Below are 15,063 nucleotides of genomic sequence, written 5' to 3' on the forward strand. Positions count from 1 at the left end.
CCGCCACTGGAGCCGTTATTATTGCGAAAGGCCGGTCATATAGGCTGATGCCAAGCCTAGCGGTAAGCGTCGCCCGACGGCAGCAATTCAATTCTTTTGGCCAGTCTTTAGCTCTTCGACGAACTCGACGGGCGTACCTTTCTTTACATTCCTCCCCAATAAACCTACATCCCAATTGGTAAGGCGGACGCACCCATGAGATTCAGACTTGCTGACCTTGGAAGGATTCGCAGTGCCGTGAATGCCGTAGCCTTCCGCCGAGAGACCGATCCAGAATGATCCCACCGGGTTGTTGGGTCCGGGTTTGATCGTAAAGGCCACCTTGGATTTTACGCCTTTGAACTGATAGTCCGGATTGTAGCGGTAATTGGGATTGGCGTCGGCAGACACGACCTTAAGAGTGCCGCTCGGAGTCGGCTTCTCCTTGCTTCCCACTGTCGCTGGAAAAAACGCAAGCAATTCACCGGAAGTCGCAAAGACCTTGAGAGTCTGACGCCTTTTGTCGATTTCGATACGTCCAATTCCCAATTTGCTGTCTTTATTGCCGACGTTGGCGACGGCAATAATTTCTCCTACGCGATCAAACTTCTTGCCCGGATTCAGCGCCTGGAGCAGCCCTTCGCTCATGTGGAACTTTTCCGCAATCCCCTCGCGCGGGCTGGTATAGCTGAGCGCAGCAAGGGTTTTCATCTCCTCCATCTTGGCGGGAAGCTTTTCCAGGAACGGTCCCTTTACGTCGGCTTCGGAGATCTTGTAGTCAGTGATGGCCGGGTCGGGACTTGCCTCCACGAGCTTTTTCCAGACTTCCTCGGTAAGAGGTTTATCGGAGGCAAGGCCTTTGGCGTCGGCGAAGGCTCGAAGCGCCTTTTCTGCGTTCTCGCCGAGCTTTCCGTCGATTTCACCTGGAGAGAATTGAGCGCGGTCGAGAAGAACCTGGGCCTTCACGACCGCAGGATCGATCTTATCTTCGGACGCAGCCTTTGACCGGTATTCGGCATTGTTAATCGACGGGGCATCAAGGCTGGCTGCCACAGCCGGAGATATCAGCGAAAGCAACAGCAAAGTCCCAACCCATCGACCTATCATCGAGCGTTCTCCAATACTCGATAAGCGATTCGAACCAGTCGAGTTCCCGCATCTTGAAGGTTTAGGGACTCAATACGTTCCATTGGCAGATCCTGTACCCACTCTTGCGCTCTAACAGATCAAGGTGAATGTGATCTTCATGATAACCATCCGATCCCGGCCCAAGAACGGTGGGGAATCGGCTGCATGCGGAGATGCGTGCTTTTTCTCGCAGGTCCCGCGAGGCGAGTCTGTCCGTGAACAATAAGGGTCCCGCGCTGCGCAAGCTAATCCCTACTACATCGATCGCATTCGCCCGCGCGTGTTCGGACAATCTCTCGCCGGAAGCTCTGTTCCTATCTCGGCACTCATAGGATCCGGCGATGTTTATCTCGCGGAGCACCCCGACGTTCGCCGCCAGAGCAGCAATATCGTCCCGGACCCATTCAGCGATCGCTTTTGCAAGGGGACAGCGCACGACCGCAGCGGGTTTTAAGGACACGCGTGAGCCATTTTGAAGAATAATGGCCTCGAGACGGACCAGATCCTCGCCGCCACATCCACCTGGCTCTCGAATTGTTGGCATAATTGGAGCGATCGCAATGTGATCGGCTAGGGAAATCTGACAGGCAGAAGGAACCTCAGGTATTCCTTTGTCCGGGGGCGTGCTCGGGGACACTTCTATCGGACGCGGTCGCGGCAGCGGTATTTTGTTCGAGGCGAGAGCAGAGCATGACTGAACGAACAAGAATGCAATAGCCATTCCGCCCGGAAGCATTTTCCGGACCCAAGTGGGCACTGAGAAATCCTGACACCATTCTAAGGAGCTCTTCACCGTCGATAATCCACTTGAAAGCGTATTGCTGATCCGAGTTATCATTCCGTCCCATCGTCGCTGTTCTGAAAATGTTGGATAGGAGATCAAACCCTGGTCGCGAGACGAGCTGCACACTTGTGGCCGTCATACCAGATATCTCATCTAGAAAATCGAGTTCGCGCGATGTCCGGCGTTCGAGATAGCCTAATCCGCGTCTATTGCGAAGATCGAGGTGGGAATCAACAGCCGAACCGCCGACCCTAAGACAGACCATTAACACCGAGTGCAAACAATAGAGGATCTGCGCTGGTTCGGATAGTATAGCTGCAAGAGTGGTCCCTTCCGCCATGCGCAAGCCATGGCATAACGAGCGGTTTTCTTGAACCGCTCGGACTTCTCTTTGTCAGTCAGTTAGGTTTGAGCTTTTGCTTTTGACGGTCCTGCGGCTTTTGCCCGATCTAGTGAGTTGTTTTGTACTTTAACCGCCTGCCACGAACGTCCTTCAAGCGCGCTTCGGACGGGCAACGTCATCAACGCCGAGCGCGATGCTGTTGGAGTAGCGGCCGTTTCCCCCAATCGATCGCAGTTTGGGTACCTAGTTGAGTCCCCGGAAAGGTCCAGTGACAGTGGCTTCCCGAGGCGTATGGTAATGAGTCTTTTCACATATCCGCATCCAACGAGAGGTTGCTGACATGATGTGGGAAAATTTGTCCATGTTATCGAATTCTGTCTTGGCCAGAATCGTGAATTACGGCACAGACAATTACTCCAGAGGAACTGCCCGGCGACTTCGGCAGACTAATGCGTTCAACGGTTTCATTTTTGTTCTTTACGGGCTCTTCGCTGCCTTCTATGCGTCGGTGGATTGGCACGCGCTGCGCCCGTTAGTGATCGCGATAGTGGCGACGATGCCGCTCTTTGTCATCCCTCCCATACTTCATCGCGTCAACGACTATGCAGCAATGCTGTCGATAGCGGTCATCAATGGCGGCGCACTAGCGCTCTTGGCCTACATCGTCGGGACTGCTTCCGGCGTTCACTTCTTCCTGTTCGCAGCGCCTGCCGCGATCGTTTTCTTTGGTCCTCATCATGTGCGGGTCGCGGCCTTCATTACTGTGTGCATCTTGGTGTTGTTTCTGCTGGTTGAACTCTATTTCCCCCCGCAGGGCTCAATTGCGCCTGCCTCACCGACTCTGCTGATGGGGATCAGGGCAGCGTGCGTAAGCGGGGTGATAGGGCTTATTTTTATGGCGGTGTATTTCGCGATTCGCATGCTCGAGAACGCCGAAGCGGCGTTGGAACGTGAACTCGATCGATCTGAAGGTCTTCTGCTGAACCTGATGCCGACGTCGATTGCGTCACGGCTGAAGAATGATCCGAACGAGATCATTGCCGATCATTTTGACGAGGTGACGATCCTGTTCGCGGACATTGTCGGTTTTACGCCGCGTGCCAGCCAGTCGCCGCCTCGCGAAGTAGTGCGATACCTAAACCGGGTATTCTCTGAATTTGATCGACTTGCTGAAAAGCATCGACTGGAGAAGATCAAGACGATTGGTGATGCGTACATGGTCGCCGGGGGCATGCCTGACCCGCAAGTTGGCCACGCGGCTGACGTCGCCAACATGGCGTTGGAGATTCTGGACGTGACGCGCAAGTTGAGCGCCGAATTGCATGAGGATCTGGCGGTGCGGGTCGGGATTCACACCGGCCCCGCCGTTGCCGGAGTGATCGGCACTCGCAAGCTGTTCTATGACGTCTGGGGCGACACCGTGAATACCGCTTCGCGCATGGAATCGCACGGCAGCGCTGGCAGGATACAGGTGACTGAAGATACTAAGCGCGCGTTGGGCGAGGCCTTTCAATTTGAGAAACGTGGTACGGTAGAAGTTAGAGGCAAGGGCGAGATGGAACTGTATTACCTCACAGGTCTAACGGAGTGAGGATGTGCATGCCTTACCGAGGGCATCGATCAAATCGCTACACAAACCTAAGGCAAGATCGGCGCTTATTACCGCACCGGCTCCTCGAACTGAGATGTCGGCGTAAAACCCAAAGTCCGGCACGATAAACATGGAACACCTTAGCCTGCCGTGCATTGCAGTGAAAAAGAGGAGGACTACATGTAACCAGGTTAGATGGCCACGGATCGCGATGCATGTGAGGCCGCGCAGCGCATCCTTGGGGAACACTTCAAGTCCGGAGCGATGCAGCACCCCGCAAGTACAATTCACCGGCCCGTCATGGTACTGGAGCGGTCGGACATGGTCCCAGCGCTTAAGCGCATGAAGACCCGTGGCAGCATGCGGGTTCTGAAGTGACACGCCTGGACGCTTTGATCGCCGTCATCAACGTACTGTTTAAGCACGGCAGTGGGTGAAGACCGTCGTCGTGGTGACGCTGTATGCATGGGTTGCCGCACGTTGGGCTTGGCAAGCCCGCGCGACGCTCAGTGCGCGAGCGGCGCGGCGGCTGAGGTTTCGTTGCCGGGCGGATCAAACGACACTAAGCGAGCCCCGATGGCGGCTTTGCCGCACATAACGGACTCTGCCAATGCCGGGCGCTGGTCGGTTAGGCGGGTCTGCTGTATAGTTCACCCTTTCTGTTTTTCTTTTGCGCTTTTGCCATCGGAGCTTTTAGAGCGTTCTTCGAAGCGATCAGCCCCCTTAGCTAGATCGTGCCCCGTCTTGCTCTCGTTTTTCGCTTCTTCCTTAGCAGTCGCCTCGCGCAAGCCTTCAGCGGCACGTTCCCCCGCTTTTGATGATTTTCGTTCGTCATCCATTTTATGCTCCTTCCGTGATAAACACCGCTTTTCCAAGGAATACTTCGTTGTCTATCCCAGCTAATCCGTAACAATTTCCAATCAGTTCGCTTGGACATTGTTCCAGTTCAATTGAGGCGCGTGCGCTCCCTGGCGTAAAGGTGACCTCAGTCGAGGCGCGGTCCATGTCCGCTAAACAGCGGAAAAGCCGACATCGACGATTACATTCGCGTCGGTAGGCGACTTCCGGTCTACCCACGTGAACGGACATTCTCAGGATATGCGGGCATGTCTCAAAGGTGGACATGAAGACCAATGCTCAATTCGGTTTACCAGCTTCGCGGCATGTCGAGAATGCCGGTGGGGAATGTTGTCCCTACGAGAACTCATCCCTCTGGTTGCGCAGTCTGCTCTCCCCGGTGGTCCGCCCTATTGCAGCCTTGAGGTCGTCCAATTCAAGGAACGTATCCGCCTGCCGACGCAATTCGTCAGCGACCGTCATAGGGTTCGTTCGCATACTCGATACGACCGTGACGCGGGGACCGATGCGCTGGAGCGCTTCCACGAGGGGACGAAAATCGCCTTCCCCAGAAAACAGCAATATGTGGTCTACATGCTTCGCAATCTCGACCGCATCGACTACGAGTTCGATACCAATATTGCGCTTGAATTTCCGTCGGCCCTCACCATCATCGAACTCTTTGACCGAGTTTGTACGCACTGTGAAACCGTTATATTCGAGCCAATCGATGAGGGGCCGAGTCGTTTGAAACTCTTCTGCGATAATCGTGTAGTAATACGCACGCACAAGCACGCCACGTGTCCTAAACTCGGCGAGAAACCTCTTGAAATCGATGCTGAAGTTCAAGGCTTTCGCCGTGTGATGGAGGCTCAGGCCATCGATAAAGAGCGCCAATTTTTCGGAAGAAAGCATCGCCCCAGCCCCCTTGATTGCCCATAGAACGACGGCGGTGCATTACGGTGAAACTAAGATCGCCGGGCGGGTGGCGAGCTTTGTCCACTGCTACAGCGTAGGCGCTTATGTCGCTTTGGGTGCATTTGTGGAAAGTCGCAGTCCTTTATCTGGGTCCAGCGAGCCGCTGAGTACGATTCCTACGTCCTACGACAGCCGCGATGGAAGTATGACCCCGCTGTGGCGCTGCTTCATTCCAGGACCGGAAGGATTAATCCTCACTGAGCAAACAATAGCGGCCTTATGTCCGCTATGGGTCGCAGGGCTTCGTCCGCTATAGCTTGAGCGAACCAGTCGCTTATCGAATGGTCCATGAAGAATTGAGTGTTTCTCGCGCCAATGGGATTGATCCGCCTGTCGCCACCGCTCGGAGTATGCAAATGTGGGTGTCGAATGGAGGTTCATATGCCCGCCTATTTTATTGTCCAAAGTACGATCCAAGACGCAGCGCAGTACCAGAAATACGTGCAAGCCGTCGTGCCGTTCATCGCCAGCTTCGGCGGAATGCTTGTTGCCAGACGCGCAAAAGTGGAAGTGCTGGAGGGCGAACATGACGAGCGGCCAGTCGTTATGTTTGAGTTTCCGAACATGGAGGCGATCCACGCGTTTTGGAATTCGCCGGATTACGTTCCGATCAAGAAGCTGCGAGAAGGGATAGCCACGCTAAACATTTGGGCCTTTGCCAGCTCCTGATCGTCTTGGATCGCGAGGCGGCGTACAGCGCTTTATTCGGAGAGAGGCAATGGCAGCCTACGTAATCTTTGATGTCCCACCGGGCGGCGATCTTGAAGCAATGAAGCCCTATAAGGAGAAAGCGTTCGATACTTTAATTCCTTACAGTGGCAGAGTCATCGTCCGAACCACCGACATCGACGTACGGGAAGTCAGACGCGATAAGGGCTGGACGCCGACCCGCCTGCTCATTGTTGAGTTTCCCACGCTCGCAGCGGCGCGCGCTTGGTATGAGTCACCGGCATATCAGGCGCTCCTTCCGTTGAGGCTTAATGCCAGAGGGCCTGACAACATGGTGATCGTCGGCGGGGTCGAAGGTTAAGAACGGCTTCTTAGCTTGCGCCGACGCCGACCACCACGACCGCCGCTAAGCACAACAGCGCACCCACCGCGCGGCTAAACCATTCCGCGCCCGGCGCCCATTTCTCTGCGATGACGTAGGCGGCAATGACCGCGATCCAAAGCAGGTTCATGACGCCTACGACGAACAGCAGTGCCATCAACGCCGAGCAGCAGCCGACGCAGAAAGCGCCATGGCGAAAGCCCTCACGCGTCGCCATTGTAGCACTCGACGGATTCAGCACCGCACCCCATGGCGAACGGCAGCGGATGAGACACGCGTGCTTCAATGGAGTGAATTGAAAGAGGCCAGCGACTGCCAGTACAGCGGCGGTCAAGGGCACGCTCGCGCTCTCCATCATCGGCGTGACTAGGGTTGCCTTGAGCAGGGCCCAGTGCACGAGAGTCGCCGCGACGCTGAACCCGCCCCACGCCACAAGATATCCCACGATGAATCCAGCGGCGTGCGCAGAACCGCCGAAGCGGACGAGAACTAGGATCACCGGCAGGACCGATGGCAGCATCATCACCGCCATCATCACGGTCCACATCAGCAGCACAAGGCCAAGATCGGTCGCGTCCCAGTCCACCATCTGCGGCATGATCCACATGTCCATACCGGCATCCATGTGGCGCATGCCCCAAGCCATGTAGACAAGGTATGCCCACCCCGCTCCGATCAAGAGCCCGAGCACGGCTCCTACCGGCAAAAGGCGCCAAACCTCCACCGAGAGCAGGCGTAAAATCTCAGGCCGAGTTGAAGGCGAAAGGCGCATAGAATCCATTCTTGCCGCTGATCTCCCACTGGAGATCGAAGTCTTTGTACGCGGTATGCGTGGATTTCGCGACCACGTGTGGAAACGCTCTTCCGCGTAAGTTCTCGACGCGGATCTCCTTGCCGTCGAACCCCTCGATCGCAGTAATGTCGGCATCCCCGATTCCGGCGATTACCATCTTCCATTGCCGCCCTTGGCCCGCGAACGTGATTGGCACGAATTTAACGTCGAGCACTTCGGCGACCAACCCGGCCTGCGCCGCAAACGCACCGCCCGGTTTGAAGGAGAAGATCGCGCTCAGTGCCTCGCGCTGCGCAGGGTTGGCGCGTTCGTCGATGTAGAACGCCCCCCGCCAATTACCTTTCGCCATATGACTTGGTGAGAAGTTCATTCTCACCACGTTCAATCCAGCGAGCGCAACATCGCCTTTTCGGCCGGACTCAATATGGTAGCCGAGAAGAACCCCACATATGCCGGGGGTTGGGGCATTTCCCACGACGCAGGGACACATTGCCTCGCAATTGCAAGCTTCCATGAAGAGGCCTTTGACATTCCATGTGCTCTTATCCTCCGCCGCTTCCGCAACTCGGACGGGGCGCAGTGCGCTGAGAACAGACGCAGCAGTTATAGAGCCAGCAATGTCGAGCAAACGGCGACGGGAGAATGGTGTCATCGTAACCTCCCCACGCATACTGATTAGCGGCGCGCGCTACCCAAACGTTAGAATCAAACTTAACCTTGGTGACTGAGGCACTGGAGGAGAGCATAGCCCTGTGAACGATCCTTGGGTAGCAGCTTTCCAGGCGGCCGACCGGAGGAGATAGCTCATTCGGGCAGCAGCTTTGACCTAATTTTTTTGTTTTCGTACCAGGACCGCGCGATCCAGATGTTAGGACTGCTCGGGGTCATGTGTGGACGACGCCCGCATTGCAAAAAGAATCTGACGTGCGGCTTGCGGTCGGGTGCAAGTCATGTGTCCGGCCTGTTTGCGCGGCACCGTGACCGCTGGCCCTGATGTAGTCCGATCGGGTCCCAATCAATCGCACGGTGCTTGCGCCGCAACTGTCGGGTGAAGATAACCTTGCCCGCACTATCCACGCAGTGAACTTGGAATACGTTCTTGGCGAGATCAGCGTTACATGCATGTGGACGACCCCCTCCGGTGATTCGTTGTTCAACGATCGCCCCTTTGGCACATTCGATGCCTGGAGCGGGCGTCGTCCACCACATGGATCGCGTCTGTTTGACGGTGGGCCAGCCACTTTCGGTTTACCCCCGTCAACGGATATCGCCAGATCGGATCGGCTCTTCCCCTTCGTGCCAAACTCAGAAGTCGCGGCTACTATTCTATCACCTCGTCGACGCGGCCGAGAAAGACTGTGGGAAGCTGCAGTTTCAGTTGCCCCACGACACGAAGGTTCACTGTAAGATTAAAGCGGTCCGGCAGTTGGATGGGAAGATCGGCAGGGTTCGCACCATTGAAGATTTTTGCCACGTAATCCCCTGTGAGCCGTCTTAGCCCAACCAAGTCGGGTCCAAATCCCAACATGCACCCCGCCCGCGCCATGTGGTCCCACTCGCAAATGGTTGCCATTCCACGCTCCGTCGCAAGCTGGGATACAATCGGTGCATCGGCAGCAAAGATTATTGACCCCATGACCAGCACTCCGCTTACACCCTCAGCGTGGAACGCATCAAACGCGGCCACGTAGTCAGCGGGACTTTGGACCACACGCGTCGCCAGCGAAATGTCCAGCTTGGCGGCAGTTCCCGCGAGAAGTTCTGAGCGCTCGGGCTCCAGCGTCGGTGTCGCGAGAAAGCCGAACACGCGTGCGGCGGGAACAGCCTCGCGAAGGATCTCGAGCCGCTTCGCGTCTGTCTCAATACCCCGAAAAAAGATACCGGTGACCAAACCGCCGGGACGGGCCAAGCTAGCCGCGAGGCCGCCCTGCACCGGATCGTCACCGGAAAAAGACAGAACGACAGGAGTCCCTGGGGACGCTCTCATGGCGGCTCGAGCCGCCAGCGCGCCTACTGCTATGATTACGTCGACACGCTGCTCAGCAAGCATTTTGGCGAGCCCGGGGAGGCGCGACAAATTTCCATCGGCTCCCGCAGGCAAGTAGATAAGGTTACGTCCCTCACTGAACCCTCGATCCGCGAGTACTTTCAGGGTTGTTTGTCGCACACTCCCGGGATTATTGGTCTCGGCTGCTCCGGGTGTGAGAAAGCCGAGCCGCCATGTCTTCCCCTGCGCACGCGCGACGAGTGGGCAAACAAAAGGTGACGCCACTACGCCCCCTAGTAAGGTAAAGAACGCGCGGCGTTCCATGTAGCCCGTCCAATGCTGTGGTTAGAAACATACCACAGTACATTACAGGACGGTATGCGGCGTCGGAGCACAGTTTAGGTCAACAGTTGCCATCGGAATTTTGCTTCGGATGGTCCGAGATGGGTCAAACTCAGAAGTACGGATGCTCAACCGGGAGGTCGGCTTTGCCCTAAATAACGGACATCGTCTGAGCCTGTCAGGTCCGAAAAGTGCCACGAGTGGACTGTCAGCGGCTAGATGCCAAAAACGTATTAACGCGCGCCACAACGGTCTCAGTTTGTCCTAGAGCGGTCATGTGATCGCAACCCGGCAACACGAGCAGTGTAGCATTCGTTAGCTGCGATGCGCACTCTTGGACTGCCGCCAAGCGTGGGTCCAATTCGCCGACGAAGAACAAGCAGGGCATGGTCATCTTCGGTAATGCGTCATCGGCTATCGACGAACGATCCCGCGCAGCCAAGTGGATCGCAGCAACATCATTTGCAACAAGTCTAGTGCGCCAACTGTTAGGTACGAGATGCCCAAAAATCTTGTCGATTGATGCAGCCAATGCCGCCTGATCGCTCGGAAACAGGTCACGGAAGGGCTGCAAGTTCTCGGCGTATGGGTGGGCGGCTCCAATTACCAATGATCTGATCCGTTCTGGATAGTATTGGGCGAGGCCATAGGCTGCGTTTCCACCGTACGAATAGCCAAAGAAATTCGATGTACGGTGTCCCAGCCCGTCAAGTACCGCGACGACATCGGATGCGCGAACCACCAGATCATAGGCTGCTGGGTCGTGTGGCTTGTCACTTTGTCCGTGACCTCTTGCATCAATCAGGATCACTTGATGCCGATCTTTCAGCGCGTCAACGTAACCGAGATCAATCCAGTCCGCCCCGCTTCCACCAAGCCCGTGATGCAACACAAGAGGATCACCCTCGCCAATGGTTTGATAGTGAATACGTACGCCGCGATTGGTCACAAATGTCATGGTGTGCCCCCAAGCCCTCAAGCGACCAAGTTTGCTTTGAACGAGCCCGCTTTTCAAGCCGAGACCGGTCTGAGAGCGCCTATTTCCGCTTTGGGGTCATGTGTGGACGACGCCCGCATTGCAAGAAGATCCTGACGTTCGGCTTGCGGTCGGGTGCAAGTCATTTGTCCGGCCTGTTTGCGCGGCACCATGACCGCTGGCCCTGATGTAGTTCGCGGATCGGGTCCCAATCTATCGCCCGGGCTTTGACGCCCATGACCCAGAAGCGGGGTGTCCCAATCGACGGCTCGACCGTTTCACATCACGCCCTCATCACCCTCGCAATCGATTGTCTTGCTCCGCTGTCGCCTCATGCTCCCATTGCCAAGCCTCTTCAGGCGGCTACAGCAAGTTCCGGCGCTCGAGAGTATCCTCCTTTGGCCATGATCGCCCAAGCGATGCGCGCCATCCTCGCAGATTTCACACACCCCACTAATAAAAAACGCCCGGCTCAAAGGCCGGGCAATTTGAGAGGGGTCGAGCAATCAAAGAGTCGAGTACCATCCTGGATTGGCAACTCCCTAACGCTAATTTCTTGGTCCGAACTTTGTCTGTCCGCTAGCCGACATTCGCACGCAAATTTCGGGAACAGGTGGCAATGGCAGTCGGCGGGCGATCCTGTAGCCACTGGTCTAGTAGAAAGCCGTTCTTGTCCCGGCGGTAATATAACGCGCACATCTGGCATCGCGGCTGAAGTCGCTTCGAAGAATGTTGAGCTCTTGCGGGAGATAATTCCAAGTCTCTCTCGTCTTGCTGTGTTGATAAATTCTGCCGATCCATTCGCAAGGCCCTTCCTGTCGGCCGTTGAGGGCTCGACAAGCAGGCTGAGCATTGAACTGGAACGAGTGGAAGCAACCTCGGCAGATGAACTTGACCCGATACTTCGGAAGATCCAAGAGAATGGAGCGGACGCTGTGGTCGTTCAGCCGACACTGCTCCAAACGGGCCTGGCTGAACTTTTCCTAAAATGCCGGCTGCCATCGGCATCTGTGGCTCTTCAATTTCCTAAAAGCGGCGGGCTGATGTCGTACAGTGCTAACTCGCCTGCGCTTGGAGACAAAGTGCGACGTATGATCGGATTCTAAAGGGAGAGCGACCGGCCCATCTGCCAGTTGCGCAGCCCACTCAATTCGATTTGATCATCAATCTATGGACCGCGAAGTTGCTCGGCCTGACGGCGCCTCCGTCCGTACTCCTTCGTGCCGACGAGGTGATCGAATAGCTATCATGCATGCGACTGATGGGCTATGATGCCGTCACCTGACCTTCGGAGTGGGCATGAGGCGGCGCGACTTCATTACTCTCCCCTGCGTCATGGCGGCGACATGGCCGCTAGTGGCTCAAGGGCAACAGCCAACGATCCCGGTCATTGGTGTGCTTAGCGCGGGTGATTCACCGGTCCCGGATATTGAGGCAGCGTTCGAGAGAGGTCTCGCGGAAAGGGGGTACGTCGTCGGAAAAAACGTCATGATAGAACATCGGTGGGCACGAGGAAACTACGATAGGCTTCCCGAGCTGGCACAAGAACTCCTGCGCCTCAACCCGGCCTTAATCAGGGTGGGAGGCAATGTTGTCGCGCTCGCCGCCATGCGTGCTACTTCAACCGTTCCCATCGTATTCACTATCGCGTCGGACCCAATGAAGATTGGACTAGCAAAAAGCCTCGCACATCCCGGAGGCAACGCCACCGGCATAGCCATGATGACGGCAACGCTCACCCTTAAACGGCTTGAACTAATACGGGAGCTCCTTCCACAAAACGCGACCGTAGGCTTCTTGGTAAACCCCGAAAATCAAGATTTGCTGCTGGAGATCGAGAACGTTGCCCGTTCGACCGGCCAGCCCTTGGTGGTCGCTAAGGCGCGCAACGTTAATGACCTTGAACCAGCATTCACGCAGCTTGTCAGCGCTCAAGTCGGTGCCGTTCTCGTCAGCAACGATGCGCTGTTTGTGAGCCTGCGCATGCAACTTGTCGCATTGGCGAACCGGCATTCGCTTCCGGCGACCTACGAATTCCGTGAATTTCCGGCGGTTGGCGGCCTGATGAGTTACGGGCCGAACCTTGCCAAAAATTCTCAAAAAGTCGGCATCTACGCGGCTCTCATCTTACAAGGTGCTCGACCGAGTGATCTACCTATTCAGCAACCTACAGCGTTCGAATTGGTAATCAATGCGGCGACAGCGCAGTCCTTGGGAATCAAAATTCCCGCTTCTCTCCTCCTTCGCGCCGACGAGGTGATTGAATAGGAATGCGCGTGGTGCGATGCAGGCAATAAGCAAGCACCAAAGATCGTACTGGTCGTCAATCTAGAACTGCGAAGGCACTTGTTCTGATCATTCCGCCGACTCTGCCCGCATGCGTTGACGAGGTGCTCAGAATTAAGCTCTGAGCAAAGCTGCCCGAGCTGATAATGACCGTTCACGGGGCGTACCATGGGCGGCTAAGAAGACAAGCATGCCGGTGTTTCATACGAGGGCCCTAACGGCCGCGTGTCGCACAGGGCACCGAGGGTTCTGTGCACGCGAATGACTATTGATTCTGGGAAGTGCGACTTAGAGAAAGGCTCTAGGGTTTTAGCTCAATCCCCATTATTGCCTTTTCAACCCGGCGAACTGCGTGGAAGCACTCGCAAGAACGCTTCTCCAGTTCCCGGCGTTTAACAACTTCGATGTTTCCCCGTCGATATCGGATAATACCCTCAGCTTGCAGTTGCGATGCAATCTCGGTAACCGATGTTCTTCTTACACCTAGCATCTCGCCCAGAAATTCTTGGGTCAGCGGAATGGTGTCGCCCTCCGAACGATCCCAGCTCTGCAGCAACCACCGGCAAAACCGCTGTTTTACATTGTGAAGCGCATTACAGGCCGCCGTGACCTGAGTCTGCGCTAAGATGACTTCATTGGATTTGAGAGCCATTTCTTGGAGAGAAGCAAACTGCGTAAGGTGTTTTCGAAAGCGGACAGCCGATATTTTCAGTGCGGTCAAAGGCATTTGAACGACCGCTGCCGTTAGAGCGCGGTTTAATCCGAACCCGGCAATTGCCCCAAGAGCGCCTTCTTTACCGACGGTAGCAAGCTCAATGCCTCGACTGTCCGCCGTGGATTGTAAGATGGAGATCATGCCGGTCGAGGGAAAATAGACCCATTCGACCTCATCGTCTGGAAGATAGATTGGGGTTCTGCTTTCCAGTTCGACATGGACGAGATCGGGACGCAGCGCTTCAAACGCATTTCGTGGAAGAGCCGCAAGAAGCAGATTTTTAATCTCGTTGCTAGGCATAAGGTACGGTGCCTACCTTAAATCATGATCGCATTTACTTTTAGCTGCATTTTTGATGGCGTACGGTCGGGCACCCGACACGGCGCGTTTCTTAAAAGCACGCCAGCTTGCGAAGTTCCATTCGCGGAACAACTCCGTAACATTCAAGGCTAGAAATTAATCTTTCGCGAATCGCGCACGACCGGAACGAACTCATCTTGTGTCGGTTACCGGACTCAGCGCGAGGCTCAGAATGAGCAAGCAAAGCGAACAATTCAGAGACCAAGCCCGACGAGCGGAACGCCTCGCATTGAGCGTCAGCGACAACCAAGCGTGCGCGCAGCTCAAGGAGCTTTCCAAACAGTTCGATAAAGACGCCGAGAGGTTAGAGCTGGCCGATACCCCCCGCGTCGGGCAAGTCACGCAGCAATCTTGATGAGCAGGCAAGCTTCCGGTTCGTTCGATGTACCCTTGGCCGCATGGTGATTTCGACAACGTGATGGACGAAGCGCTCGATATCGCGATGGACTATCTCATTCGCACCGAGCAAGCCGTGAATTTCCGGGAGGCGCAGACCTTAGCCGCTAACGCCATAGCGAACGCATGGCGAGCGGGCGTGAGGAGTCGAATGCGGCTGACCAACATGGCGATCAGGGCGGTCGCAGAAGGGCGTTCTCAATTGAAAAGCGGGTAACCGCCTCCACACAAATTGGGCCAGCGCGGTGAAGGTTTTATCCTGAATAACCGGCTGCCTCCAGTGCGGTACGATCCCACATCGTCCTTTGCGGTGATTATGCCGTCGTGCTGGCCCGGGCCACCGCTCCCGGCACACTCGCGTCGGAACATCGGGCCTAGTTGAAACGCGGGCATTTGAGACCTTTAGCCTTTCCAGGCACCCTATGTTCATGGACCGAGATCGGGAAAAACACCCAATCGAGGAGAAGCTCGCCAAATGCCGCGATTTGGCATCGGAGTTCCGTGAGGGACCCACAGC

At 55.9% G+C, this 15,063-nt stretch carries 17 protein-coding genes; 8 read left to right on the forward strand and 9 right to left on the reverse strand.

Annotation, left to right across the window (positions count from 1 at the left end; genetic code table 11):
* Positions 1-87: 87 nt before the first annotated feature.
* The gene (locus tag ABIE49_RS14795) at positions 88-1,086 is read right to left on the reverse strand and encodes a L,D-transpeptidase family protein (RefSeq protein ID WP_192738919.1); all 999 of its coding nucleotides are present in this window, start codon (positions 1,084-1,086) and stop codon (positions 88-90) included.
* Between the two features lie 61 nt (positions 1,087-1,147).
* Positions 1,148-1,945: an extensin-like domain-containing protein gene (locus tag ABIE49_RS14800; protein WP_354066830.1), complete on the reverse strand. Its 798-nt coding sequence runs from the start codon at positions 1,943-1,945 to the stop codon at positions 1,148-1,150.
* A 650-nt stretch (positions 1,946-2,595) separates the two neighbouring features.
* Between ABIE49_RS14800 and ABIE49_RS14805 the strand changes: the two genes are divergently transcribed.
* The gene (locus tag ABIE49_RS14805) at positions 2,596-3,825 is read left to right on the forward strand and encodes an adenylate/guanylate cyclase domain-containing protein (RefSeq protein WP_192738921.1); all 1,230 of its coding nucleotides are present in this window, start codon (positions 2,596-2,598) and stop codon (positions 3,823-3,825) included.
* Positions 3,826-4,475: 650 nt separating this feature from the next.
* Here ABIE49_RS14805 and ABIE49_RS14810 read toward each other — a convergent pair.
* Positions 4,476-4,664, reverse strand: a complete 189-nt coding sequence (locus ABIE49_RS14810) for a hypothetical protein (RefSeq protein WP_192738922.1) — start codon at positions 4,662-4,664, stop codon at positions 4,476-4,478.
* A 355-nt stretch (positions 4,665-5,019) separates the two neighbouring features.
* Positions 5,020-5,577 carry a LabA-like NYN domain-containing protein gene (locus tag ABIE49_RS14815; RefSeq protein ID WP_192738923.1) on the reverse strand — a complete coding sequence of 186 codons (558 nt, stop codon included), beginning with the start codon at positions 5,575-5,577 and terminating at the stop codon, positions 5,020-5,022.
* 444 nt (positions 5,578-6,021) lie between these two features.
* Between ABIE49_RS14815 and ABIE49_RS14820 the strand changes: the two genes are divergently transcribed.
* Together ABIE49_RS14820 and ABIE49_RS14825 are read left to right on the forward strand one after the other, a co-directional pair.
* On the forward strand, positions 6,022-6,309 hold the full coding sequence (locus tag ABIE49_RS14820) for a DUF1330 domain-containing protein (protein ID WP_192738924.1): 288 nt from the start codon (positions 6,022-6,024) through the stop codon (positions 6,307-6,309).
* Between the two features lie 49 nt (positions 6,310-6,358).
* Positions 6,359-6,670 (forward strand): DUF1330 domain-containing protein, encoded by a 312-nt coding sequence (locus ABIE49_RS14825; RefSeq protein ID WP_192738925.1) that lies wholly within the window; start codon positions 6,359-6,361, stop codon positions 6,668-6,670.
* Between the two features lie 10 nt (positions 6,671-6,680).
* Here ABIE49_RS14825 and ABIE49_RS14830 read toward each other — a convergent pair whose 3' ends face one another.
* The 4 genes from ABIE49_RS14830 to ABIE49_RS14845 form a co-directional block, all read right to left on the reverse strand.
* On the reverse strand, positions 6,681-7,304 hold the full coding sequence (locus tag ABIE49_RS14830; protein ID WP_192738926.1) for a DUF2182 domain-containing protein: 624 nt from the start codon (positions 7,302-7,304) through the stop codon (positions 6,681-6,683).
* A 130-nt stretch (positions 7,305-7,434) separates the two neighbouring features.
* Complete coding sequence (locus ABIE49_RS14835) at positions 7,435-8,136, reverse strand: DUF1326 domain-containing protein (RefSeq protein ID WP_192738927.1); 702 nt, start codon at positions 8,134-8,136, stop codon at positions 7,435-7,437.
* A gap of 669 nt (positions 8,137-8,805) precedes the next feature.
* Positions 8,806-9,795, reverse strand: coding sequence for an ABC transporter substrate-binding protein (locus tag ABIE49_RS14840; protein ID WP_192738928.1), 990 nt, complete (start codon positions 9,793-9,795; stop codon positions 8,806-8,808).
* A gap of 226 nt (positions 9,796-10,021) precedes the next feature.
* Positions 10,022-10,771, reverse strand: coding sequence for an alpha/beta fold hydrolase (locus ABIE49_RS14845; RefSeq protein WP_192738929.1), 750 nt, complete (start codon positions 10,769-10,771; stop codon positions 10,022-10,024).
* Between the two features lie 437 nt (positions 10,772-11,208).
* On the opposite strand from ABIE49_RS14845, the gene ABIE49_RS14850 reads away from it, so the two are divergent.
* Genes ABIE49_RS14850 through ABIE49_RS14860 form a run of 3 tightly spaced genes read left to right on the forward strand, consistent with a single transcriptional unit; the run spans position 11,209 to position 13,057 of the window.
* A complete protein-coding gene (locus ABIE49_RS14850) occupies positions 11,209-11,895 on the forward strand; it encodes an ABC transporter substrate binding protein (protein ID WP_354067496.1) in 687 nt (228 codons plus the stop codon).
* Positions 11,889-12,032 (forward strand): ABC transporter substrate binding protein, encoded by a 144-nt coding sequence (locus ABIE49_RS14855; RefSeq protein WP_192739005.1) that lies wholly within the window; start codon positions 11,889-11,891, stop codon positions 12,030-12,032. Before ABIE49_RS14850 ends, ABIE49_RS14855 begins: the two co-directional genes overlap by 7 nt.
* A 56-nt stretch (positions 12,033-12,088) precedes the next feature.
* On the forward strand, positions 12,089-13,057 hold the full coding sequence (locus ABIE49_RS14860; protein ID WP_192738931.1) for an ABC transporter substrate-binding protein: 969 nt from the start codon (positions 12,089-12,091) through the stop codon (positions 13,055-13,057).
* A 319-nt stretch (positions 13,058-13,376) separates the two neighbouring features.
* On the opposite strand, the gene ABIE49_RS14865 is transcribed toward ABIE49_RS14860, so the two are convergent.
* Entirely contained in the window at positions 13,377-14,090 is a 714-nt protein-coding gene (locus ABIE49_RS14865; RefSeq protein WP_192738932.1) for a Crp/Fnr family transcriptional regulator, read from the reverse strand.
* Between the two features lie 232 nt (positions 14,091-14,322).
* Between ABIE49_RS14865 and ABIE49_RS14870 the strand changes: the two genes are divergently transcribed.
* Both ABIE49_RS14870 and ABIE49_RS14875 read left to right on the forward strand, forming a co-directional pair.
* Positions 14,323-14,505 carry a hypothetical protein gene (locus ABIE49_RS14870; RefSeq protein ID WP_192738933.1) on the forward strand — a complete coding sequence of 61 codons (183 nt, stop codon included), beginning with the start codon at positions 14,323-14,325 and terminating at the stop codon, positions 14,503-14,505.
* A gap of 63 nt (positions 14,506-14,568) precedes the next feature.
* On the forward strand, positions 14,569-14,763 hold the full coding sequence (locus ABIE49_RS14875) for a hypothetical protein (protein ID WP_192738934.1): 195 nt from the start codon (positions 14,569-14,571) through the stop codon (positions 14,761-14,763).
* The last annotated feature ends 300 nt before the right edge of the window (positions 14,764-15,063 follow it).

Source organism: Bradyrhizobium sp. OAE829 (genome assembly GCF_040546575.1).
Taxonomy (GTDB): domain Bacteria; phylum Pseudomonadota; class Alphaproteobacteria; order Rhizobiales; family Xanthobacteraceae; genus Bradyrhizobium.